Raw genomic sequence first — 21,508 nt, forward strand, 5'->3', positions numbered from 1 at the left:
GCTCGCCCCGAACCGATTCGTGACGGAGTGGGTGAAGGATCGCTTTGCGGAACGGATCGCCGAATTGGCGGCGCAATATCAGGGCGGGACGGGGGCTGTGAGCGTGATCGTGCAGGTCGGGAGCACGTCGGCAAAGGGCCCTACCCTGCCGAAAGCAACCAGTACCACGCGTCGCGAGACGCCGCACAGCTCCCGGCTGAACCCGGATTTCACCTTTGAAACGCACATCGAGGGGAAGTCGAACCAGCTGGCGCGGGCGGCCGCGCGGCAGGTGGGTGAGAACCCCGGCGGCGCCTATAATCCCCTTTTTATATATGGGGGTGTAGGGTTAGGAAAGACTCACTTAATGCAGGCGGCAGGGAACCTCCTGACAACCCACAAGCGCGAGGCCCGGGTGTCTTATGTACATTCGGAGCGGTTCGTGGCCGATATGGTGAAGGCCTTACAACATAATGCCATCAACGAGTTCAAGAAACATTACCGATCACTGGATGCCTTATTGATCGACGACATCCAATTCTTTGCCGGCAAGGAACGCTCGCAAGAAGAGTTCTTTCATACCTTCAACGCCCTGCTCGAGGGTCAAAAACAGGTGATCATCACGGCTGATCGATTCCCGAAGGAGTTCGTGGGGGTCGAGGAGCGACTGGTGTCACGGTTTGGGTCGGGCCTTACGGTCTCGATAGAACCCCCGGAACTGGAGACCCGTGTCGCCATCCTGATCAAAAAGGCGCAGCAGGAAGGAATACCTTTACGCGACGAGGTAGCGTTCTTCATCGCCAAGCGCGTACGCTCCAATGTGCGCGAGTTGGAAGGGGCGCTGCGTCGTGTCATGGCAAGCGCCAATTTTACCGGCCGCCCGATCGATCTCACGCTCGCCGCCGAGAGTCTGAAAGACCTCCTCGCCTTCCAGGAACGGCTGGTCACCATCGCCAATATTCAGAAAATGGTCGCCGAGTACTTCAAGATCCGCGTCTCCGATTTGAGCGCCAAGAGCCGCTCACGCCAGGTCACGCGGCCCCGCCAAATTGCCATGGCACTCGCCAAGGAATTGACCCACCACAGCCTCCCGGAGATCGGTAAGGAATTTGGGGGCCGCGACCATTCGACCGTGATACACGCTTGCCGGAAGGTCAGTGAGCTCATAGGAGAGGATCCGCGGATCAAGGAGGATTACGCGAACCTGACGCGGATATTAACGACATAAGCTGTGCATGAGAAAGGAGAAAAGCGGCTTTTGCGGGAAACGGGGTTTTTATGCACATCTGTCCACAAGCTTACCCACAGTCGCGGGCGGTAGTTATACCGGGGTTATGGGTCGCGGATAGCAAGCGGATACCGCCTGGAGAGAGGGTTATCCACAGAAAGGGTGAGGCGTAATAATAATAACCACAAAAAAAGAGAGATGTATAAACCGTTTGTGATGACGAAGAGGATAACGGTACCCATATGCGGATGAGTGTGACACGGGATGACCTTCTGAAGGCCCTGAATGTAGTAGGGAGTGTGGTGGAACGACGGCAGACGAAGCCGATCTTGACCCACGTGTTAGTGGCGGCAGGCGACGGGGAGATCGTGTTCACGGGGACCGACCTGGAACTCGAGGTGGTAGCGCGTTGCCCCGCCGATGTGCAAGAACCCGGGAAGGTGACGGTATCGGGAAGGAAGTTTCTGGATATCGTGCGGACCTTGCCAAGCGATAGCGTATTGCGGTGTCAGACCGAGGAGGGACGGTTCCGGGTAGCGATGGGGAAAAGCCGCTTTCAGTTGGCGACGCTACCGGTGGAGGATTTCCCAAATCTCATGGATATTCAGTGGGATACTACGTTATCGGTAGCGCGGGGCGACCTCAGACGCGCCATTGAGAAGACACAGTTTTGCATGGCGCAGCAGGACGTGCGGTATTACCTGAATGGGGTCATGCTGGAGATGAGTGGCCAGGCGCTGAGGGCGGTGGCCGCCGATGGGCATCGTCTGGCGCTGTGCGCGGTGGAGATGGGAAGCGCGGTGGCCGGCGAGAGGCAGGTGATCGTACCGCGTAAGGCGGTGGTGGAGATGGCGCGTTTCCTGGGGGATGGGAGCCTACCGATCGAGGTCAGCCTGTCGGGCAATCATATGCGCGTGGCGCAGGACCATTTGGTGTTCGTATCGAAGCTGGTGGATGGCCGGTTCCCGGACTATCACCGGGTGATACCGCAGGCCGTTAAGAATGAGGTGGTATTACCGCGCGCGGCGATATTGGAGATGTTAGGGCGTGTCGGTGTGGTATCAACGGAGAAGTTCCGTGGTATTCGCCTTCGGTTTCAGGGAAACAGGTTGGCGGCCAGTGCTACGAATACGGATCGGGATGAGGCATGGGAGGAGTTGGAGTTGACGGGGCCGGTGCCGGAATTAGAGATCGGGTTCAATGTGACCTATCTTGTAGAGGCCATTGGGGCGCTGGAGGATGAGGAATTCCTGTTCGGTTGGAACGATAGCAACGGAGGGGTGAGGCTCAAGGCCAAAAAGAGCGGGGACGAGCAGGTGTACGTGGTGATGCCGGTGCGGCTCTAGGCGGCGAGAGGCGCCTCGGTTGGGGCGGTGTTATGGCCATAAAGCACGTGGAGGTCGAGGGCGTACGGTGTCTCACGCCGACCTTGTGGAGCCTCGATCCAGGCGTCAATGTCGTGGTGGGAGAGAATGGCGCGGGCAAGACGAGTCTGTTGGAGGCGATCAGCCTGGTATGCACGGGGAAGACCCTGAGGCCCGGCAGCAGTCGCGGAGCGCTCGCGCACGGGCAAGAGCGATTACGGGTAGCAGCGCGCTTCGGCGAGGGGCTCGAGACGGGCGAGCTGGTCTATGAAAGGACACGCTCCCAGCGTGTCTGGAAATTGAATGACGGGGTGTTACGGTCGGCGGCGCAGGCCTATGAGCGGGTGCCGGTGATGGTATTCAACCCGGAGACGCATTATGCCGTCTTGCAGGATGCCAATGCTCGCCGCGCCGGTATGTACTGGGCGATGTTCCACGTGGAACCATTGTTTCTGGAGACCTGGAGGCGCTATCAGCGATTACTGCGCCAACGCAACGCCGCGCTGCGTCTGCGCGACGCAACCTACCGCCTCTTCGAGCCCGGACTCATTCAAACAGGTCAGGTGTTGGCGGAATTCTGGCGCCGCACGGTAGAGGCCGTCGGCAGACCCTTTGCGTCTTTGACGGAGCGCCTGGGGCTGGGGATGATCGCGGAGACACGGTGGCGCCCTGGGTGGGATGGGGAATCCTTCGCCGAGGCCCTGGAGCGGAGCCGGGCCGGCGATGAACGGCTCGGTTACACGCAAGTCGGGCCGCATCGTGGGGATATCGCGTTCGAGATCCGGCAACGGGCCATCCAGGAAGTGGCGTCACACGGTCAGCAAAAGGTTGTGATCAATGCCTGGCGGCTGGCGGTGGTGCAGCTGGTTGCTGAAAGGGGCCGTAGGGCGTTGGTGTTGCTGGATGATCTGGCGGCGGAATTGGATCGGCGACGACGGGCCGCCTTTTATGAGACCTTGATGACCTTTGATCTCCAGGTAGTAGTGACCGCCATGGAGCCCGAACCCCTTCCCTCCCCCGTTCCCACGTTCCACGTGGAACATGGGCAGCTACACGGACCTTGACCACGGTCCTATGGTAGAATAGCCGGATTCAGTAGGAGTTTGTGCATGGAAACCCAGCCCGTTTATGATCAAGATAGTATCCAGGTTCTCAAGGGTCTGGATGCCGTCCGCAAACGTCCCGGCATGTATATCGGTGATACCGAAGATGGGACGGGTCTCCATCACATGGTTTTCGAGGCCGTCGACAACGCCATCGACGAAGTCCTGGCCGGCTATTGTACCGAGGTGCGCGTCACCCTCCACGCCGACGAGTCCGTAAGCGTCGAGGATAATGGCCGCGGCATCCCTACCGGCATCATCAGCTCCGAAGGACGGTCCGCGGCCGAGGTCATCATGACGGTCCTCCATGCCGGCGGTAAATTCGATCAAAACTCCTACAAGGTCTCCGGTGGCCTGCACGGCGTCGGGATCTCGGTCGTCAACGCCCTTTCGGAATTTCTCGATCTCACGATCTACCGGGATGGTTACGAGCATCACCAACGCTATACCATGGGGGAACCCTGTGCCCCCCTGAAGGTGGTGGGACCGGCCACTCGCACGGGCACTATCGTCCGTTTCAAACCAAGCCCACGCATCTTCTCAGATTGCACGATGCACTATGATCTCTTGGCCAAGCGCCTGCGCGAGCTCTCCTTCCTGAATTCCGGGGCCCGTATCGTGTTGGTGGACGAGCGCGCCGATAAACAGGACGTCTTCGAGTATCAAGGGGGTATCGCCGCCTTCGTCGTCGATCTCAACCGTAATAAGGACCCTCTCCATCCACAGGTCATCGCCTTCCAGGCCGAGCGCGACAAGGTCTACGTGGATTTAGCCCTACAGTGGAACGATTCTTATCAGGAGAACGTATTCTGCTACACCAACAACATCCCCCAGCGGGATGGCGGTACGCATTTGGCAGGCTTTCGCGCCGGACTCACGCGCACCCTGAACCACTATATCGAGGAGACCGGTCTGGCCAAGCGGGCCAAGGTGGCCCTTACCGGTGACGACGCCCGTGAAGGGCTCACGGCGGTCTTGTCCGTCAAGGTGGCGGACCCCAAGTTTTCTTCGCAAACCAAGGACAAACTCGTATCCTCGGAGGTCAAGGCCGCCGTCGAGTCGGTGATCAATGAATCTCTTGGCCATTACCTCCTCGAGAACCCCCAGGTCGCCAAGGCCATAGCGGAAAAAGTCGTCGAGGCCGCGCGCGCGCGTGAGGCCGCCCGCAAGGCGCGGGAAATGACCCGCCGTAAGGGCGCGCTCGATATCGCCGGACTCCCAGGAAAACTCGCAGATTGCCAGGAACGGGACCCGGCCCTCTGCGAACTGTATCTGGTCGAGGGTGATTCCGCGGGTGGTTCCGCCAAGCAGGCGCGCGACCGTCGCTTCCAGGCCATCCTGCCTCTGAAAGGCAAGATCCTGAACGTCGAGCGCGCGCGCTTCGACAAAATGTTATCGTCCGCGGAGGTCGGCACCCTCATCACCGCCCTGGGCACCGGCATAGGGCGCGATGATTTCAACGCCGACAAGTTGCGCTACCACCGCATCATCATCATGACCGACGCCGATGTGGATGGCTCGCATATCCGCACGCTGCTTTTGACCTTCTTCTACCGGCAGATGCCCGAACTCCTTGCCCGTGGCCATATCTATATCGCCCAACCCCCGCTCTATAAGGTTAAACAGGGCAAGAGCGAGCGCTATGTGAAAGATGACGCCGAGCTCACCACCTACCTGGCCCGCAATGCCCTGGAGGGTGCCAGTCTCCAATGTGGTCCCGGTGAGCCAATCCTCGTGGGCGAGGCCTTGGATGGGTTCTTTTATGCCTATGTCAAGGCGGACCATTACCTGCGGCGTCTCGGGCGGCGTTATGATCAGGCACTCCTGAAGGAGCTTATGTATATGCCGGCCCTGACCGCGGATGTCCTGAAGGATGGCGCCGCCGCCAAGGCGTTCGCCGCCGCCCTCGCCGAGCGGCTTGAAGGCCTACGTGACGCCGCCGTTCGTTACGAGATCAACGCCGTCCATAGCCCCCAACTGGATACCTACGAGATCATGGTCGTTCGTACCGAGCACGGCGGCGTCCGTACCTCGCGTGTCGACGGGGCGCTCGCCTACTCCGCCGAATACAAGGCCCTACACGCCTTGGGCGAGAAACTGTCAGGACTCATCAAGGATAATGGGGTCGTGGCGCGCCAAGGACGCGAACAACCGGTCGAGACCTTCGAGCAGGCCTACAAATGGCTATTGGCCGAGGCCCGACGCGGGCACGCCATCCAGCGCTACAAGGGTCTTGGCGAAATGAACCCCGACCAGCTGTGGGAGACCACCATGGATCCTACGGTCCGGCGGCTCCTCAAGGTCAATGTCGAGGACGGTGTGGCCGCCGACCTCATCTTCACCACGCTCATGGGGGATCAGGTGGAACCGCGCCGGGATTTCATCGAAAAAAACGCCCTCCAGGTCTCGAACCTCGATATCTAGAGTGTTTCTATGGACGACGCCTATCGGCCCATCCCTTGTGCGGTCCAGGATCGTTATGAACGCGCCATTATCACCGGCCAGCCGCTCCTCCTGGACTGGCCCAGCGGCGATCGGCGGTTGACCGACCGCGTGCGCATCCTCGATCTGGAGACCACCGAAGGGGCCGAGTATGTGCGCTTCGCAGACCGCCACGGCTGCGTCCACCGCGTGCGTCTGGACCATGTGCGGCTCCCCGATAGCCCCTGATAGCTATCGCCGCCCACCACCACCGATCATGGCCCATCGCTCACGGGGGTGTCCGATGCCCTGTGAAATCGCAGGTCGCGGGCCATCTGGCCCAGCCTGAGACCGCGTCGCTCGAAGCGCGTCCATGGGCGCTCTTCCCTCCCGCACCCGCTTAAGACCAAGGCCGGGACCGACGAGGCCGCCTCCAGCATCGCGTCCGCATAAGGCGCCCAGTCCGTGGCCATATGCAACACCCCCCGGGGCGGAGAATGCGCGCCGCCTCCCGCAGAAACGGGCCCTGTACGAGCCGCCGCTTATGGTGGCGGGTCTTGGGCCAGGGATCGGGGAAAAACACCTGTATGACCGCGATCCGCTGATCAGGGATCAGGCGAAACACGTCATGCACGTCGGCCTCGATCACGCGCACGTTCGTAAGCCCCGCCTGCTCGATGGCGCGCAACGCCTTCACGAGCCCCGCACGATAGACCTCGACCCCGACATAATCGCGCGCCGTGTCCGCTGCCGCCAATGTGAGTAACGACTCGCCATCCCCAAACCCTACATCTAACACGATGTCACGACACCCTTCGCCGATCCTCGGCCACTCATGGTCGGCGATGGCAAACCGTCCCCAGAGACGTTCGCGCGCGGCCCTGGCGGCATCCCCCAGGGGCCGCTCACGACGCGCGTAGCTGCGGATCTCGCGCGGATACGCCGCGCTCACGAGACGAGACCGGCCATAGGTGACGACGGGTCTGCCGAGGTGCGGCGCGGCATGCGACCCGCACGATACGCCTGCCGGCCCGCCTCCACCCCCTTGCGCATGGCCTCGGCCATCATCACCGGGTCGCGCGCCGCGGCAATCGCCGTATTCATCAACACCCCGTCACACCCGAGCTCCATGGCCACGGCCGCATCCGAGGCCGTGCCGACCCCGGCGTCGACCAACACCGGTACGCGCGCGTTCTCGACGATGAGGCGAATATTCAAGGGATTGCGTATACCGAGCCCGGAGCCTATGGGGGCGGCCAGCGGCATCACCGCGACACAGCCGATGGCCTCCAGACGCTTGGCCGCGACCGGATCATCGGTCGTATAGACCATGACCTCGAAGCCCTCGCCGACCAATTGCTCGGCGGCCTTGATGGTCTCCACCATGTCCGGAAACAGGCTGCCTTTGTCCCCTATGACCTCGAGCTTGACGAGTCTGTGATCGTCCAGCAGTTCGCGCGCCAACCGACATGTCCGCACCGCCTCATCGGCCGTATAGCAGCCGGCGGTGTTGGGCAGAATCGTGAATCGATCGGGGGGCAGGACATCGAGCAGATTGGGCTCGCCCGGATTTTGGCCGAGGTTGGTGCGCCGCACCGCTACCGTGACGATCTCCGCCCCGCTCGCCTCCACGGCCCGCCGGGTCTCGTCCAGATCTTTATACTTCCCTGTGCCGACGAGCAATCGCGAACCAAACGTGCGCGCGCCCAACCGCCAAGCATCATCACCCTGTGCCATCCCTAACCACCCCCAATCGCCTGAACAATCTCGATCCGATCACCGTCCCGCAGGATACGGTCGCCCTGCTGGGTGCGCGGGACGATCTCGTGGTTGATCTCGACCGCGATGCGCTTACCGACAAGCCCCATCTCGAGCAACAGGGCCATGAGGCCTATGGGCTCAGGGACGGTACGAGACGTTCCGTTCACATAAATCTGCATGGACAATGGCACCCATCCCGAAAAAGCGTTATATTGTATTGCCTCTCAGGCCATCCGGCTATGCGGGTGTAGTTCAATGGTAGAACTTCAGCTTCCCAAGCTGATAGCGAGGGTTCGATTCCCTTCACCCGCTCCACCTCAACTTTCCAAGGGCTACAGGGACCGAGAAGGCCACGCTGGCGGCAGCACCGCCGTGGCGGCGCGCCACGAATGATGTCGACCCGCTGCCGTAGCTCACCGGGGCCTGGCCACGGGATAGCGAGACACGGCTAGTGTAACACCGCCCGACCCCCGAGCCTGTAACGCATGGTGCCCCCTTAAGCCTGCCGCATCAGGGCCCCCAGAACCATGATTCGTTACTGCCCTACCCGAGGCTGCTTAATCGCCGTTCCTCGACGTTGATTCCCAGAACCCCGGCCCTGCCATCCGGAACCCCTTCCCTTGGGGGCGATTGGCATGGAATCCCCGTTTCGCTTGCCTGTCGCGCGCGCCACCCTTAAGCTCGGCCGCGACGCTTCGCTGACCCGTGGGCGCCACCCCCTTTCCTTGCCGAGCCCGTGGGGCCTCTTCCCCCATGCGCTGCGACGAAGATGGCAGGCCCGCCATCGGTCCGTGAGCCGGGAGGCGAGTGCGGGCAGCCCCTCCTGATCCCGCCGGGCCAAACGGCGAATATAAGCCCCGACATCCCGAGGCCGGCCAGCCATAGCAACCCGAGCGACCTGGACTCGTTCATCCTCATTTGTATTCTTGTGTGCCATAGGCGAAACAAATTCCCCATTTTTTGGCCATGGCGCTTTTCAAATGGGTCCGCGTCGAGGGAGAGAGAATGATTTTCAGGAAAATTACGATCTTCAACGCCTGCTGAAATCCTCCAACTCGGTGGAACCCGCTTGCCAGATTTCACTAGAAATGCTATTTTCAACATATGCTGAAACAGCCAGAATCCATGAAAGAGCTGGAGGGCCGGGCTGCCGGGGCGCTTCGCGCGCTTGTGGGCGAGATTCCGGCTCTCAGGCTCGACAAAATCGAGCTTGAACCGGCGCTCCCCCATCACGGGATCGACATCGTTGCGCGGATCAACGTGGATGACCGCCCTCACATGCTGGTTTGCGAGATCCAGTCTAGCGGCCAGCCCCGCAATGTGCGGGGGGCCTTGCTCCAGTTGCGGAACTATGTCGCGCACCTTGGGGAAGATGCGGTCCCGATCTTCATCGCGCCTTATCTTTCCCCGGAGGCCCAGGCGCTTTGCAAAGAGAACAAGGTCGGATTTATCGACCTCGTCGGCAACGCGCGTCTCGTCTTCGACAACGTCTTTATTGAACGGCGCGTGGCCGAGAGGCCGCCCGCCGATCACCGTCGACTCAGGTCGCTGTTCAAGCCGAAGTCAGCACAGGTGCTGCGCGTCTTGCTTCGCGACCCCAAACGCGCGTGGCGTGTCACGGAACTGGCAGAGACGGCCGGCGTCAGCCTCGGCCATGTCAGCAACGTGCGCGCGGGTCTGCTGGACCGTGAATGGGGGCGGGTGTCGGACCAAGGGCTTTTTCTTTCCGAGCCCGATTCCTTGCTCAATGCCTGGCGCGACGAATACGTGGCCCCGGAGGGAGAGCGGCTTGCCTTCTATACGATCCTTCACGGCAGCGCCTTTGAAGAGGCGGCGCGCCAGGTTCTTGGTGCGCCGCCGGAGAAAGCAAAAGCGGTCTTCGCGTCTTTCTCCGCGGCACATTGGCTGGCGCCTTATGGCCGCACCGGCACGCAGTATTTTTATGCTGATGCGTCGGGGCTGGAACGGCTGAAAGAACGCCTGCAGCTCTCCCTGTCGCCCAAGGGCGAGAATGTCGTCGTCACGGTCCCGAAAGATAGCGGCCTGTTCCGCGACACAGTCGAACCGGCGCCGGGTGCTGTCTGCACCGGCGCGATCCAGACCTATCTCGATCTTTGGGTCGCGGGCGAACGCGGACGGGAAGCCGCCGAACATCTGCGGCAGGAGAAGCTTTCATGGTAGAAGTGATTCCTGCCTCCGAACCGCAGTCGGCGGCGGACTATGACGACCGCACGACGGCGGCCGTTAAGAGCGTGCTGATCGAGATCGGACAAGTGCTCGGCGGCTTCAGGGGGAAGTTTGCCGTCATTGGCGGCGCCGTGCCGTGGCTGTTGCTCGACAACGAGGAGATGCCGCACGTTGGTTCGCTGGACGTGGACCTCAGCCTCGATGCGGAAGCCTTGGACGATGGCGAGTATGCCACGCTTGTCGAAGCCCTGATGGGTCACGGTTACGCACAGCGGAAGGATTTCCGGCGGTTCCAGCTCATTCGGGTGGTCCCCGCAACGGACGGCGGCTCGCCGATCGATGTGGTGGTCGATTTCCTGATGCCGCGAGAGGCCGATATCGTGAAGAACAGCCCTCCGATTATTCCCGACTTTGCGGTGCAGAAAGCGGATGGCGCCGCGCTCGCGACGCGCTTCTATCAGTATGTCGCAATCGACGGAGCGATGCCGGACGGTGGACGCAACCGCGTCGAGATTGCGGTCTGCTCCATACCGGCGTTGCTTGCCATGAAAGGTTACGCGCTGCAAAATCGCCTCAAGCAGAAGGATGCCTACGACATCTACTACTGCGTCCGTAACTACCCCGGTGGCCCCGGCGCGCTCGCGGAGGCGTGCCGCCCGTTGCTTGCACATGACATCGCACAGCGAGGCTACGATTACATCGCAGGGAAATTCGACCGCGTCGACGGCTTCGGTCCCGACCGCATCCGCCGCTTCGTGCAAGACACGAACGCTTTGGGCGACCGCACGGCGGAGCAGTGGCAGCAAGATGCCTTCGGGCAGGTGGACGCGTGGCTGCGCGCGCTGCGCTTAAGGTAGGTCGCATGATCTCGCCCCGTCGCCCAAATCCGGCAGGTGCATATGAACGCCTGGCAGACTCGAATTGTCCTCATAAGGATCATAGGCTTTGGCGTAGTATGGCGCGTTCATGGGCAGATTTGATGCTGGTCAGGCCGAGAGGCGGTGTTCCCAATACTGACGCCCGTGCACAACGGACAGCACGTCGCTACCTACCTTGACGATAAATCAGGATGCGGGCGACTTCATCGGGCGGTCGTAATGGCCGGTCATCGGGTTATCTCAGGATCGATATGCTGAATATTTTTCTCTAGCGCCTGCCAGTCCTCGGTGAGATGTTTGGCTTGGTCGTAATCGCGGCTCAAGCACGTTTTCTCTGTAGAAAATCCATCGTAAAGCCGGTGATACCTATGGTCAGTATGGCCGCGCCGCTTTAGACTGGGCGCCTTTCGATTTCGGGCAGCTTTGTGAAGAAACGCACGCGTATCCTCGCCATCACAGCGGGCCTCATCGTGGTCCTGATCGCGGCCGGGGTCGCCATGCTCCCGGCGCTCATGACCTTAGATGGGGTCAAGGGCCAGATCGTCGAGACCTTGAGCCAGGCGACCGGACGGCCGGTCACGATCCACAAGCTCAGTCTGTCGGTCTTCCCCTGGCTTGGTATTCGCCTGGACGGGGCCGTGCTGGGCAATGCCCGCGGCTTCGCGCCCACCCCACTGGCGCGCGTCGACGATGCGCGCATCGAGGTGCGCCTCCTCCCGCTATTCAACCGTCACATCGTCCTGCGTCGTGTGATCCTGACGGGCCTGCGCCTGAATCTCCAGGAGAACAAGGCCGGCGTTACGAACTGGGCCACGCTGATTCATGGCCCCAAGCCCTCGCCCCGCACGCCCGCGGCCGCACAGGCCGAGGCGCATGAGGCGCCGGCCTTTGTCCTCGTGCGCGCCGCCGGGCTTATCGTAAGACACGCGCTTATTCGTTATCACAATGCCCGCACCCACGGTCGCGACACGCTGTCCGACCTGACCTTGCGCCTGGGCGCGATCGTACCCGGACGGCCGGTCGCGATCGCCATGCGCGCGCTCCTGAAGACGGCGGGCCACCCCGCCCTTCCGTTCCGCCTCGGCGCGCAGGCAACCTATGACACGTCCGGGCTCACGCTCGCCCCGTTGCATCTCCGGGTTGCGGATCTCGTTATCCATGGCCGGGTCCACGTGTTGCATACGGCGACCGGCCTCAGCGCCCATGGACGGCTGGTCGCGCCCCCCTTCGCCCCCCGCCCGTTGCTTACGGCCCTGGGCCTCCCTTACACGCCTCGCGATCCGCATGTCCTGAAGCAGGCCTCGGCGAACATGGGCTTCCATTGGGACCCGTCCGGGCTCACGCTCGCCCCGCTACGCCTGACGCTCGACAAGACCACCATGACCGGCCGCATCACCCGGATCGCCCGCCCGCTCCTGTACAAGGTCCATCTCGCCATCGATCACCTGCGGCCCATGTCCTATCTCCCTGTGCCCGCGCCCGCGAACGCGCCGCCCGCGCCACGCACGGCCTCACCCACGCATGCGGCCCCGGCCCCACCCTCGATGGCCGCAAGCCTCCCGCTGGACGCCACCATCTCCTGCGCACGTCTCCGCGTCCATGGTCTGGTGGCGACCGATCTCCAGGCCCATATCCGCTCATCCGCCGGCCATGTCGTCGTCAAGCCACTCACTATGTCGCTCTATCACGGAGGCTTCACGGGGACGATCAAGGCCGTGCTCACCCGTCATCCGCGTACCTGGCGCGTGCGCGGCCTCGTCCGCAACGTGCAGACGAGCGCCGTGCTGCGCGCCCTGCAGCTCTTTCCGGAGTTCTCGGGAGCCCTGGACGCCGACGTTCATCTCCAAGGTTCGGGGACGAAGCTCGCCGCCATCGAGCGCAGCGTCTCCGGGCGCCTGACCGCACGCATGCCCAAGGGTGTGCTCCGCGGCATCGACCTCGACTTCATTGCCAAGGACCCCAAGGCGGTGGCGGGCGCCCACAGGGCCCGGGCCAACCAGGGCACGGCCTTTACCGGCCTGCATGCCAGCGCCACCGTGGCCCGTGGCGTCGTCCACATGCATGCCCTGGCGCTCCATACCACGCGCGCCGTCATCCGTGGACACGGCCGCGTGACGCTTGCCACGAAGAGCATCAATTATCTGCTGGAGGTGGCCCTACCGAGCGGCTTCGTCATCCCGGTGCGCGTTCAGGGTCCGGCCGGTCACATCAAGTTCAATGTCTCATTGAACCGGCTGTTCAGCGACTCGAACCACAACGGTCTCGGCTCCACGCTCCAGACCCTGGGCGGCGCGTTGAAACACGCCCTCGGTATTCCTTAGCGGTGGATGAGTTCGCGCTCAAGGTGCTTGCCTGGTATCGGCGCCATGGGCGCCACGACCTGCCATGGCAGGTCCCCGACCCCTATGTGCGCTGGCTCGCCGAAGTCATGCTGCAGCAGACCACGGTCACTGCCGTCATCCCCTATTTCCAGCGTTTCCTGGCCGCGTTTCCGAGCGTGCGGGCGCTGGCCCAGGCCTCCCAGGATGAGGTCCTGGCCCAATGGGCTGGTCTTGGCTATTACGCGCGCGCACGCCATCTCCATGCCGCCGCGCGCGTGATCACCGAACACTATGGCGACGGGTTCCCGCGCACCGCGGACGCCTGGGCGGCCCTGCCCGGGGTCGGGCCGTCGACCGCCGCGGCGATCGTGGCCTTTGCCTTCGGGGTCCCCGCGCCCATACTCGATGCCAACGTCCGTCGCGTACTGTCCCGTTACCATGCCGTGAGTGGACGAGACGCCCGCGCCCTGCGAACGCTCTGGACGCACGCGCGTGATCACACCCCCACGCACGAAGTGGCCGCCTATACCCAGGCCATCATGGACCTGGGCGCACTGGTCTGCCGCAAGGCCCCGGACTGCGCCGCCTGTCCAGTCGCCGCGGGCTGCGCCTTCGAGGGTGAGGATGCCCCGACCGTGCGCCGCGCGCGCCCCGAGCGCGCGGTATTCATGGCGGTGATTCGTGACCCCGCCCGTGGCGTCTTGCTGGTACGCAGGCCCTCCCATGGCATCTGGGGCGGGCTCTGGAGCCTGCCGGAGAGCGTCGAACTCGACGACCTGCCGGCCGTGGTCGCGGCCTTGGGCGTGGACGGCCGAATGGGGATGGCCTGTGCGCCCGTTCACCATACCTTTACCCACTTCCGGCTAACCATAACGCCGATCCTCGTCGAGGGGGTGTCCCAGGCGTTCGGCGTGGCGGAGCATCATGACGTGATGTGGTATAAAGGGGACGGGTCTGGACCCGGGATGCCAGCCCCCATCCGTCGCCTGCTCAACCAATTTCTGGAGGTGCCATGAGTCGAACCGTAGTGTGTGTGAAGCTCAAAAAAGAAGCAGAGGGATTGGCCTATCCGACCTATCCTGGCGAACTGGGCAAGCGGATTTTCGAGAACGTCTCGAAGGAGGCCTGGGGGCAATGGCTCGGCCACCAGACCATGCTCATCAACGAGTATCGCCTGAGCCCAATGGATCCCAAGGCACGCAAGTTTCTTGAAAAGGAGATGGAGGCGTATTTCTTCGGGGAGGGCTCGACGATCCCCGAGGGTTACAAGCCCCCGGGGAGCAAGTAAACCACCCTTTACGCACGCCCCTTTGTCAGGTTCGCCGTAAGGAAGTTGTGCGTCATGCGCCAACCGATCTCGGTGGCGCGCGCCTCGGCCGGCCCGGTCTTGTCCATGAAGGCGTGTCCGACATCAGGGAATACGCTCATGGTATAGCGCTTGTTGGCACGGCTTAGGCTCTCGGCCACGCGCGCATGCTCATCGGGTGCTATCGAGGCATCTTTGGCCCCGTAGCAAAGCAGCAAGGGGGCCTGAAGTTGCGGGACGCCGCCCAGGACCGAGGTACGTCCGAGTCTATCGTCGGGGTTGTCTATGCCGCCCCCATAGAAACAGAGGGTGGCGCGGATGTCCCGCGGGTAACGGGTCGCAGCCAGAAAGGCCAGGCGCCCGCCGTTGCAAAACCCCATGACCCCAAGCCTATCGGCCACCACGTCCTTGCGCGCCTTAAAATGACCGAGGGCGCGCCCGAAGGCATCCATGATCCCGTCGTCGCCCAGGGCCTTGAGCTTCGCGATCGCCCCCTGAAAGTCCGATGACTCAAAAAGCACGCCATCAAAAAAATCGAGCACGAAGGCGGCGAAACCAAGCCCCGCGAGTCTCTCGCACACAAGCCGCATGTGGTCGTTGACGCCCCATATCTCCATGAACACGATCACGAGCGGTGCGGGTTCGCCTGCCGGTTTCACAAGGTAGCCCCGTACGCCGGATTCATCCAGATAGGCCGCAGATTTTTGATCGTCCATAACGCTTCGCTCCTTCAGAACAGATGATGATTATGAGGACTTGCGCTACGCGCCGACCGCGCAACGCGCAAGCTGTGCCGTGGTCGGCTCCGCGCAGCAGTACCAGGGCTCGGACAACTGCGGGCTCTCGGGGCCGGCACAATCTGCCGCAAGCCTCGGGACCTCGCGCCCGGCCGCCTCATGCGCCAGTCGCCACAAACCTGCAAAGGTCTCCCACCGCCCCCCGCCTGCGCCATCGGCCTGCTCCACCCACGCCTGGACGCGGGCCTGCAAGGTGTCGACGCGCGCGTCAGGATTTGCCCAGGGGTAGCCCAGGATCGCCTCGCTGAACGGCCGAAGACGCTCACGAAAGCCCGGGATACGTAGGAGATACGAACCTTCGGGGATGAGCAGGCGAATCGCCAGCTGAATGGGCGCCACGCTATTGACGAGCCCTAGGTCGTGCACGCGCGTCAGCAGGTTCACATAATCGTCCAGGGTTGTCCATGGCGTGAACGGCACGAAGGTCGGGGCAAGCGTCATCCCGGCGGCACGCACCAGGGCCACGGCCCGGCCGATGTCCTCCCCCGTGTGTCCCTTGTCGAGATGGCCCAACACCGCATCGTCGAACGACTCCGCGGCACTCGTGATGAACAGGCAGCCGTACTCGCGTAGTCGCGGCAAGAGGTCGCGATGAGTCAGGATGTGCGAGATCTTGATCGTGGCATCGAAGGTGATGTGCGGCCAACGATCATGCAGGATCGCGAGCAGGCGCAGGGCGTGGGTGGGCCCATTCAGGAAGTCCGGGTCCCCGAAGGAAAGATGGGTGGCGCCTTGCGCGATCTGCTGCTCCGCGTCGGCGATTACCACGTCCCGCGGGATCGCCCGGAACCGGCCTTCGTAGACCGGGACCAGCGGGCAGTGACGGCAGAGATACTTGCAGCCGCGCGAGGCCTCCACGAAGCCCACGGTCTTACGCTCGCCACCCGGCAACCGGAGATGCGCGTAGCGCGCCAGGGGAGGAAGGCTCGTGCGATCCGGGATCATGAACCTAACCTTCGCAACGCCCTCCCCCGGCTTGTCGCCCGCGATCAGCGCGAGCAGGTCGTTCTCGAATTCCGGGCCCAGAACCACGTCGACGCCGAGACCCTCCAGAAGCGCCCGGTTCGGCGGGGCATAGACCCCGTAACAGACGATGCGAGCCCCTCTGGCCTTGCGCCGCAGTTCCGGCAGTAGGCCCATCGCAATGCGCGTGGCGGTATGCATGCCCAGCGCCACCCCGATGACCTGGAAGCTGTCGAGGCCCGCCCTGGGAAGGGTGGCGAGCGACAAATCGACCAGAACCACCTCGTGGCCGCGCGCGCGCAGCAACGCCGCGGGATGGGCCAGCGAGTGGGGTTGACGACCAAGCTCATAGGGGCTAATCAAAAGCACTTTCATGCCCTCATGATACGGCAAACCCGCTCCCTTGTCGGCCCGTCGCCCGCCCGCATGGCCGGCGGGCCCCCCGGCCACACCCCCCATGGTTGATGCAGCGATCGCCCATGGGCCCATTCCGCCCCCATCTGCCCACAATCCTCCATGCGGCACTGGGCCATGGGTACGTCGCAGCCGGCGTATGCCCAACCTCCGGCCGAGACCGGTTTGGGCAGGGAAATTCCTACACTGTCACCGTGTGTTCGGGGATCCGTCGCATCGAGAATGGCGGCATAGCCGCGCGGCGGCTTGACGCGGCTTGACCGAGCCGCTTTAATGCGCGCTTCGCCCAGGTAGCTCAGTCGGTAGAGCAGAGGACTGAAAATCCTCGTGTCGGTGGTTCGATTCCGCCCCTGGGCACCAATAAAAACAAAGACTTACGGCACATCCCGCAAAATCCCATTTTCCCCGCGTAAGCACTATGTAAGCCCTTAGGGCGACTTTGGGGGGTCTGGCACGCCTACGGATACGTTCCCTAATGTTCGGAAACGTTATGCTCGTCGCCAGGCGGCTCATCCCCCATCGCCCCCCGGGTTGAGCGCCAATCATAATTACCCGCCCGCTCGTCTCGGTTTCGCGGGGGAGGCGTGCGGCCAACAATTTCACGAATAAAGCCGGTTCATCGCGCGCGATCTGCATATGCCGCTCGACACCGCCAAGCGCCGCGAAGGCGTCGCGGTCGGTGCTTGCGCCAGGCCATCGGTGATCCGCGCCAGAGCCGAGCGGCGAAGAGCACGCGAACGGCGCATGCGGGCGGCTGCCGTCATGGCGGGCTTGAAGACCGGCTTCCGCCCGGCCACGCGTCCCTCTATTTTCGTAACGGTTGCGGAATAGCACATCACGTCTCGGCTTCCTCGATCTTCCGCTTCAGTCGGGTCGCCTCCATCTCTAAAAGGCAAGGTGTCGCATGGCCTGCCGCCGCAGGTGGTCGCGCCAGTCGTACTCACCCGATACGCGGTCAGCGACGCGGGCCATCGGGTCTATTATGCGATGCGTCGTACCTTGGGCGGGTTCTTGCCAACCTGCCAAAGGTCGTATTGCGCTTGCTGCACGAGCCAGCTTTCGGCGCTTCCGCCAAATGCCAGGGAGAGGCGCAGGGCCATGGTCGGGGCAATCCCGGTATGCCCGTTCAACAACTCGGAGAGCGCCTTGCGCGTCACACCCAGGGCCTCGGCCGCATCTGTAACCGACAGGCCCAAGGGTTCCAGGCAGAGCTCCCTTATGGTCTCGCCGGGGTGAGGGGGGTTGTGCATCATGGCAAGCTCCTTCACTGATAATCGAGGTAATCCACATCGTGGGCTTCCGCCCCTTCGAACCGAAAGATAAGCCGCCAATTGCCCCGATACGTTGACGGCCCAATAACCGTGCCACGTGCCGCTCAATGCGTGTAGACGTGCCCCCGGCAGGTCCATATCCTCGGGCTTGCTCGCAGCGTCCAGGCGAGCGAGAAGCGCACGCAGCCGCTTGGCATGGTCGGCAACTATCCCGGCCTTGCTGCCCGTCTCGCAGAACGGCTTGAGGTCCTTGTGCCGGAAGCTCTGGATCATGCCGTCACCTAATGGGTTACAGTATAAGACGTACGGGGAGACGCGCCGAGCCCCTTTGCGGGGTTACAACGCCCGGTCCAGGAGGGCCACGACCTCGGCGCTCTCGCGTACCTTGGCCGCCTTCAAGACAAAAGTCCTCGATCCGTCCATGGGGGTGCGCAGGCGCTCCGTGGTGATTACCAGATAGCCGCCGGTCACGTCTCCTTGGGTCTTGTGGTTCACGAGGCGCTTTAAGGCCGGAATGTCCAAGGATTCCGCTCATGGCGGCGAAGGTCCGCCGCAGGTCATGGGCCATGAACTTGACGCCGGATGTCTTTGCGATGCTTTCCAGCGAGTAGTGCGGGTTGCCGATCTGCCCTAGCGCGCTGGTAAATACGAGGCCGCCCAGGTGCTCGCGGGTGTTCAGTAGGGCCGCCACATACGGCCCCCTTGGGGAGCGCTTGGCGTGAGCGGTTCTTGGTGTTGTGTGCGGTCAGCGTCTTGGCAATGAAATTCACGTCCGCCCATTTGAGCGTGCGGCCTCCCCCTTTGCGTAGGCCGGCGAGCATGAGGGTGCGGAAATAATCCCCATAAGCGGTATTGCGTAACCGGGTCACGGCCTCCCACCACGCGGCCAGTTGGTGCGGCTGGATCACGCTTTGCCGCAGCGCGACGCGATATCAGGAGCGGGCGCGGGACAGCACCTTCACGGCGTTGTCGGCAAGGACGGGCTGTCCCCCGGTGTCGGTGTAGCGACCCGCCGCGAAAGTGAGCAGGGCCCGCAGGTAACCGCCCCACTTGTTCGCGCTGGTCGTTGTCTCCCGGCCTATCTTCCGATGGCGGGAAAATCATTTTCGACTATCAGCTGTCCGATCTGTGCGAGCAGCGCCTCACGGTCCCCTGCGGGATCGACCCCTGGGGCGGCCTTGCGGAACATGCTTGCCACCTGGTCGATCATCTGCCGACACCATCCGTTCATAGAGCTCAAATTAACGTGCGTCACCGTAGGTGTCCCTGGAGCAGTAGTCTCCCCGCCCTAAATGTTCCGCGCACCCAACCAGCGAAGGCGAAAGCCAGGATTGACTGTCACCCAAAACGCATCCATACCAGTCGAGACGTCCGCCTGAATAAACTGCGTGGCAACGGCGCCGCGGACCTGTAGTGGGCGGACCAAATAGCCGCCAGGGTCATGCTCGCTACCACCGCGCCCTATAGAACTGGCTCCATGATCTACCGCTGCTGCGACGCCCCATGCACCCCAAAGCGCACCGGAATACCCATTCTATAGAAGGGGCGACGGGCCAAACTGAAACCGTACCTGCTTGAATTGTAAGTGTCGCCGTAGGACCCTGCCGGACAGTGTAACCGCCAAAACCTGAAACGGGGATCAGGAACTGCCACAGGCCCTCCAGGACAGTAAAAAGCGGACCCCACCCGGCTCCGGACCCGCGCGGGCTTTACGGTCGCTTTGGAGCTGCCTTGGCTTTCGCCTTCATCTGCACCTGCAGGGCCGCCATCGCCTTCTGTGAGGCGCAGATTTGCTCCGGGGTCGCTTGGGGATAGCCACCCGCTTATCGCCGTTTGCCAAAGCCTGGCGCATGGTCGCATCGACGATTACGGCGTCGTCGGCAGCGCCGGTTCCGCAATGCACGATCCCCACAAAGTCGGAATCGATGTCTCGCGGGGCACGCCACCCTTTACCAACACTCTGGTGGCATGGGCGACCGTCGCGAGCGCCATTAAAGATCATGACCCCCGTCCCCGGTATGAAACTACGATACGGCTTGTTGGTGTTCATCCCTGAATCTCCCATAGCCCCAGGGAGGGGATCTTCAGGGGTATCAGCGGCAGGGAAACCGGGGTCCTAGAGACGAGTTTGGCAGGCGCCTTGCCATACATTATCAGCAGGTGATACATTAAAACATGACGGACAAAACAGGGATCGATGCGCTACTTGACCTAAGCGGTCAAGTCATCGACCAGGAGGGCGGTTGCTGGGTCAAGCTCGAAGCGTGGCGGGTGGACCCGTCGCCCGCCATTCCTCACGGTATTCGGTATGCGCTCACCTTGCACAACGCCTACGGGACCGCGTCATGGGATTCGATAACGCGCATGCGGTATGGCGGCCAAGGCAAGATCGCTACTCGGGACGCATCATGACTTACGATCACCAACACCGTCATACCAAAGATAAGAGCGTCCCTTACGAATTCCAGGACGCCTATCGGCTCATGAATGATTGTTTTACAGAAGTGGACAAGATTATACAGGAGGCGCGCTTCTGAATACGATCACGATCGGCATCATGCCTCAGAAAGAGATTCGGAAACGAGTCTACGCCATTGCGCGGGGGGAATATCGGCCCGGTCCCGACGAACCCAAGGTGTGGTTCACATCCATGAGGTCTTTGGCCGAGGTCTTGAGCGATGACAACCGTGCCCTACTGCGCGTGATTTTGGAGACAGAGCCCAAGTCCATCAGCGCCTTGGCAGAAACCACGGGGCGTAAGCCCAGCAATCTCTCGCGCACCCTAAGGACTCTCAGTCGCTACGGCATCGTGTGCCTAGAGCGGGAGAACCGGCATGTGCGCCCTATTGTGAAGGCCTCGGAGTTTCGCATCATAGCGGCCTAGCCTACAAAGGGAGGCCCCCGGCTCTGCCCTGATCTTTACCCAGAATCATCCCGGCTGGACACGGGCTTTTGTGTCGCACATAAAACATGACGAGCCACATGGCGGCGATATCGTCCAGGCGTTGCAGGCCCAGCCACAGGGTCTGGGTGCCGGGTTCGCCATCGCCTTTACGACCCAGGAATCCCCCGAGACCTGCGACGCGATGGATGGCCTCACGCAAGGTCGGGGCGCCTTGGGGACCACGGGTTTTGGGTAGTAAACACCATTAAGGCCTTCCATTTAGTGTCTTCGAAATAGATCGTGCACGGCGCCTGCGGGACCTCACGTCCTAATTTGTTCAGGTAATAGATGCGCCACATCACCACGCCAGGTGGGGGCCGGTGCTCTATAACGACGACACCACCATGAGGATCCTGCAGTTGACCCGTGCGCAGCGGGCCGCGGCGCCGGCCGACGACGCGCACACCGAACGGACCGGGGTGTTTACCTCGGGGATCGTCGCGACCCAGGAGGGCCGCCAGATCGCGTTGTTCTTCACCGGGGTCCGGCACACCGGCGAGAATTTGGCTCAGGCCTAAAGGTCTCCGACTGCTTGCGCAAGGCAGAGTTCGCCCAGGCCTATTGCCGCATC

22 protein-coding genes, 2 tRNA genes and 1 pseudogene are annotated in these 21,508 nt (G+C 62.5%); 15 read left to right on the plus strand and 10 right to left on the minus strand.

Annotated elements, in window-relative coordinates:
• The 5 genes from dnaA to C4900_RS00025 form a co-directional block, all read left to right on the plus strand.
• Positions 1 to 1,207 (plus strand): chromosomal replication initiator protein DnaA (gene dnaA, locus C4900_RS00005; protein ID WP_114282060.1); only part of this gene is annotated, 1,207 nt, incomplete at its 5' end.
• Between the two features lie 254 nt (positions 1,208 to 1,461).
• On the plus strand, positions 1,462 to 2,553 hold the full coding sequence (gene dnaN / locus C4900_RS00010) for a DNA polymerase III subunit beta (RefSeq protein WP_170132347.1): 1,092 nt from the start codon (positions 1,462 to 1,464) through the stop codon (positions 2,551 to 2,553).
• 32 nt (positions 2,554 to 2,585) lie between these two features.
• Positions 2,586 to 3,635, plus strand: a complete 1,050-nt coding sequence (recF, locus tag C4900_RS00015; RefSeq protein WP_114282062.1) for a DNA replication/repair protein RecF — start codon at positions 2,586 to 2,588, stop codon at positions 3,633 to 3,635.
• 45 nt (positions 3,636 to 3,680) lie between these two features.
• Positions 3,681 to 6,098 carry a DNA topoisomerase (ATP-hydrolyzing) subunit B gene (gene gyrB, locus C4900_RS00020; protein ID WP_114282063.1) on the plus strand — a complete coding sequence of 806 codons (2,418 nt, stop codon included), beginning with the start codon at positions 3,681 to 3,683 and terminating at the stop codon, positions 6,096 to 6,098.
• A gap of 9 nt (positions 6,099 to 6,107) precedes the next feature.
• Entirely contained in the window at positions 6,108 to 6,344 is a 237-nt protein-coding gene (locus C4900_RS00025) for a hypothetical protein (protein ID WP_065970077.1), read from the plus strand.
• Between the two features lie 151 nt (positions 6,345 to 6,495).
• On the opposite strand, the gene trmB is transcribed toward C4900_RS00025, so the two are convergent.
• From trmB to thiS, 3 genes are read right to left on the minus strand one after another with little or no spacing between them, the layout of a single operon-like run.
• The gene (gene trmB / locus C4900_RS00030; protein WP_114282064.1) at positions 6,496 to 7,047 is read right to left on the minus strand and encodes a tRNA (guanine(46)-N(7))-methyltransferase TrmB; all 552 of its coding nucleotides are present in this window, start codon (positions 7,045 to 7,047) and stop codon (positions 6,496 to 6,498) included.
• Positions 7,044 to 7,832 carry a thiazole synthase gene (locus C4900_RS00035; RefSeq protein ID WP_065970071.1) on the minus strand — a complete coding sequence of 263 codons (789 nt, stop codon included), beginning with the start codon at positions 7,830 to 7,832 and terminating at the stop codon, positions 7,044 to 7,046. The genes trmB and C4900_RS00035 overlap by 4 nt, the downstream gene beginning before the upstream one ends.
• Before the next feature lie 2 nt (positions 7,833 to 7,834).
• Positions 7,835 to 8,035: a sulfur carrier protein ThiS gene (gene thiS, locus C4900_RS00040; RefSeq protein ID WP_065970069.1), complete on the minus strand. Its 201-nt coding sequence runs from the start codon at positions 8,033 to 8,035 to the stop codon at positions 7,835 to 7,837.
• A 62-nt stretch (positions 8,036 to 8,097) separates the two neighbouring features.
• Here thiS and C4900_RS00045 point away from each other — a divergent pair.
• The 6 genes from C4900_RS00045 (at position 8,098) to C4900_RS00070 (ending at position 14,530) form a co-directional block, all read left to right on the plus strand.
• A tRNA-Gly gene (locus tag C4900_RS00045) sits at positions 8,098 to 8,171 on the plus strand.
• Positions 8,172 to 8,960: 789 nt separating this feature from the next.
• Complete coding sequence (locus tag C4900_RS00050) at positions 8,961 to 10,037, plus strand: type IV toxin-antitoxin system AbiEi family antitoxin (protein WP_065970067.1); 1,077 nt, start codon at positions 8,961 to 8,963, stop codon at positions 10,035 to 10,037.
• The gene (locus tag C4900_RS00055; RefSeq protein ID WP_114282065.1) at positions 10,031 to 10,900 is read left to right on the plus strand and encodes a nucleotidyl transferase AbiEii/AbiGii toxin family protein; all 870 of its coding nucleotides are present in this window, start codon (positions 10,031 to 10,033) and stop codon (positions 10,898 to 10,900) included. The genes C4900_RS00050 and C4900_RS00055 overlap by 7 nt, the downstream gene beginning before the upstream one ends.
• A gap of 446 nt (positions 10,901 to 11,346) precedes the next feature.
• Positions 11,347 to 13,242, plus strand: a complete 1,896-nt coding sequence (locus tag C4900_RS00060; protein ID WP_114282066.1) for an AsmA family protein — start codon at positions 11,347 to 11,349, stop codon at positions 13,240 to 13,242.
• Between the two features lie 2 nt (positions 13,243 to 13,244).
• On the plus strand, positions 13,245 to 14,258 hold the full coding sequence (mutY, locus tag C4900_RS00065; RefSeq protein ID WP_211306682.1) for an A/G-specific adenine glycosylase: 1,014 nt from the start codon (positions 13,245 to 13,247) through the stop codon (positions 14,256 to 14,258).
• Positions 14,255 to 14,530 carry an oxidative damage protection protein gene (locus tag C4900_RS00070; protein ID WP_065970061.1) on the plus strand — a complete coding sequence of 92 codons (276 nt, stop codon included), beginning with the start codon at positions 14,255 to 14,257 and terminating at the stop codon, positions 14,528 to 14,530. The genes mutY and C4900_RS00070 overlap by 4 nt, the downstream gene beginning before the upstream one ends.
• A gap of 8 nt (positions 14,531 to 14,538) precedes the next feature.
• Here the strand turns inward: C4900_RS00070 and C4900_RS00075 are convergent, their stop codons facing one another.
• Both C4900_RS00075 and C4900_RS00080 read right to left on the minus strand, forming a co-directional pair.
• A complete protein-coding gene (locus C4900_RS00075) occupies positions 14,539 to 15,264 on the minus strand; it encodes a dienelactone hydrolase family protein (protein WP_114282067.1) in 726 nt (241 codons plus the stop codon).
• A 45-nt stretch (positions 15,265 to 15,309) separates the two neighbouring features.
• Positions 15,310 to 16,683: a CUAEP/CCAEP-tail radical SAM (seleno)protein gene (locus C4900_RS00080; protein WP_065970102.1), complete on the minus strand. Its 1,374-nt coding sequence runs from the start codon at positions 16,681 to 16,683 to the stop codon at positions 15,310 to 15,312.
• 323 nt (positions 16,684 to 17,006) lie between these two features.
• On the opposite strand from C4900_RS00080, the gene C4900_RS00085 reads away from it, so the two are divergent.
• A tRNA-Phe gene (locus C4900_RS00085) sits at positions 17,007 to 17,082 on the plus strand.
• A 620-nt stretch (positions 17,083 to 17,702) separates the two neighbouring features.
• On the opposite strand, the gene C4900_RS17040 is transcribed toward C4900_RS00085, so the two are convergent.
• The 4 genes and pseudogenes from C4900_RS17040 to C4900_RS15885 form a co-directional block, all read right to left on the minus strand.
• Positions 17,703 to 17,975, minus strand: a complete 273-nt coding sequence (locus tag C4900_RS17040; protein WP_114282785.1) for a HigA family addiction module antitoxin — start codon at positions 17,973 to 17,975, stop codon at positions 17,703 to 17,705.
• A 135-nt stretch (positions 17,976 to 18,110) separates the two neighbouring features.
• Positions 18,111 to 18,266, minus strand: a pseudogene (locus C4900_RS17045) (type II toxin-antitoxin system RelE/ParE family toxin); the annotation flags it as partial.
• Positions 18,267 to 18,329: 63 nt separating this feature from the next.
• Positions 18,330 to 18,515 (minus strand): hypothetical protein, encoded by a 186-nt coding sequence (locus C4900_RS00105; RefSeq protein ID WP_114282069.1) that lies wholly within the window; start codon positions 18,513 to 18,515, stop codon positions 18,330 to 18,332.
• A gap of 556 nt (positions 18,516 to 19,071) precedes the next feature.
• Entirely contained in the window at positions 19,072 to 19,248 is a 177-nt protein-coding gene (locus tag C4900_RS15885; RefSeq protein WP_170132348.1) for a hypothetical protein, read from the minus strand.
• 1,090 nt (positions 19,249 to 20,338) lie between these two features.
• On the opposite strand from C4900_RS15885, the gene C4900_RS16135 reads away from it, so the two are divergent.
• Positions 20,339 to 20,530, plus strand: coding sequence for a hypothetical protein (locus tag C4900_RS16135; protein ID WP_211306683.1), 192 nt, complete (start codon positions 20,339 to 20,341; stop codon positions 20,528 to 20,530).
• Positions 20,527 to 20,877: an HVO_A0114 family putative DNA-binding protein gene (locus C4900_RS00115; RefSeq protein WP_114282786.1), complete on the plus strand. Its 351-nt coding sequence runs from the start codon at positions 20,527 to 20,529 to the stop codon at positions 20,875 to 20,877. Before C4900_RS16135 ends, C4900_RS00115 begins: the two co-directional genes overlap by 4 nt.
• A 1-nt stretch (position 20,878) precedes the next feature.
• Here the strand turns inward: C4900_RS00115 and C4900_RS17050 are convergent, their stop codons facing one another.
• Positions 20,879 to 21,097, minus strand: a complete 219-nt coding sequence (locus C4900_RS17050) for an IS4 family transposase (RefSeq protein WP_114282070.1) — start codon at positions 21,095 to 21,097, stop codon at positions 20,879 to 20,881.
• A 160-nt stretch (positions 21,098 to 21,257) separates the two neighbouring features.
• On the opposite strand from C4900_RS17050, the gene C4900_RS00125 reads away from it, so the two are divergent.
• Entirely contained in the window at positions 21,258 to 21,455 is a 198-nt protein-coding gene (locus C4900_RS00125) for a hypothetical protein (RefSeq protein ID WP_114282071.1), read from the plus strand.
• The last annotated feature ends 53 nt before the right edge of the window (positions 21,456 to 21,508 follow it).

The organism is Acidiferrobacter thiooxydans, assembly GCF_003333315.1.
Taxonomy (GTDB): Bacteria; Pseudomonadota; Gammaproteobacteria; order Acidiferrobacterales; family Acidiferrobacteraceae; genus Acidiferrobacter; species Acidiferrobacter thiooxydans.

Coding starts and splice junctions, on each gene's coding strand:
- C4900_RS00050 (WP_065970067.1), top strand. CDS start 8,961: ATGCTGAAACAGCCAGAATCCATGAAAGAGCTGGAGGGCCGGGCTGCC.
- gyrB (WP_114282063.1), top strand. CDS start 3,681: ATGGAAACCCAGCCCGTTTATGATCAAGATAGTATCCAGGTTCTCAAG.
- C4900_RS00075 (WP_114282067.1), bottom strand. CDS start 15,264: ATGGACGATCAAAAATCTGCGGCCTATCTGGATGAATCCGGCGTACGG.
- recF (WP_114282062.1), top strand. CDS start 2,586: ATGGCCATAAAGCACGTGGAGGTCGAGGGCGTACGGTGTCTCACGCCG.
- thiS (WP_065970069.1), bottom strand. CDS start 8,035: ATGCAGATTTATGTGAACGGAACGTCTCGTACCGTCCCTGAGCCCATA.
- C4900_RS00025 (WP_065970077.1), top strand. CDS start 6,108: ATGGACGACGCCTATCGGCCCATCCCTTGTGCGGTCCAGGATCGTTAT.
- C4900_RS00080 (WP_065970102.1), bottom strand. CDS start 16,683: ATGAAAGTGCTTTTGATTAGCCCCTATGAGCTTGGTCGTCAACCCCAC.
- C4900_RS00070 (WP_065970061.1), top strand. CDS start 14,255: ATGAGTCGAACCGTAGTGTGTGTGAAGCTCAAAAAAGAAGCAGAGGGA.
- C4900_RS16135 (WP_211306683.1), top strand. CDS start 20,339: ATGGGATTCGATAACGCGCATGCGGTATGGCGGCCAAGGCAAGATCGC.
- C4900_RS17040 (WP_114282785.1), bottom strand. CDS start 17,975: ATGATGCACAACCCCCCTCACCCCGGCGAGACCATAAGGGAGCTCTGC.
- C4900_RS00035 (WP_065970071.1), bottom strand. CDS start 7,832: ATGGCACAGGGTGATGATGCTTGGCGGTTGGGCGCGCGCACGTTTGGT.
- C4900_RS00055 (WP_114282065.1), top strand. CDS start 10,031: ATGGTAGAAGTGATTCCTGCCTCCGAACCGCAGTCGGCGGCGGACTAT.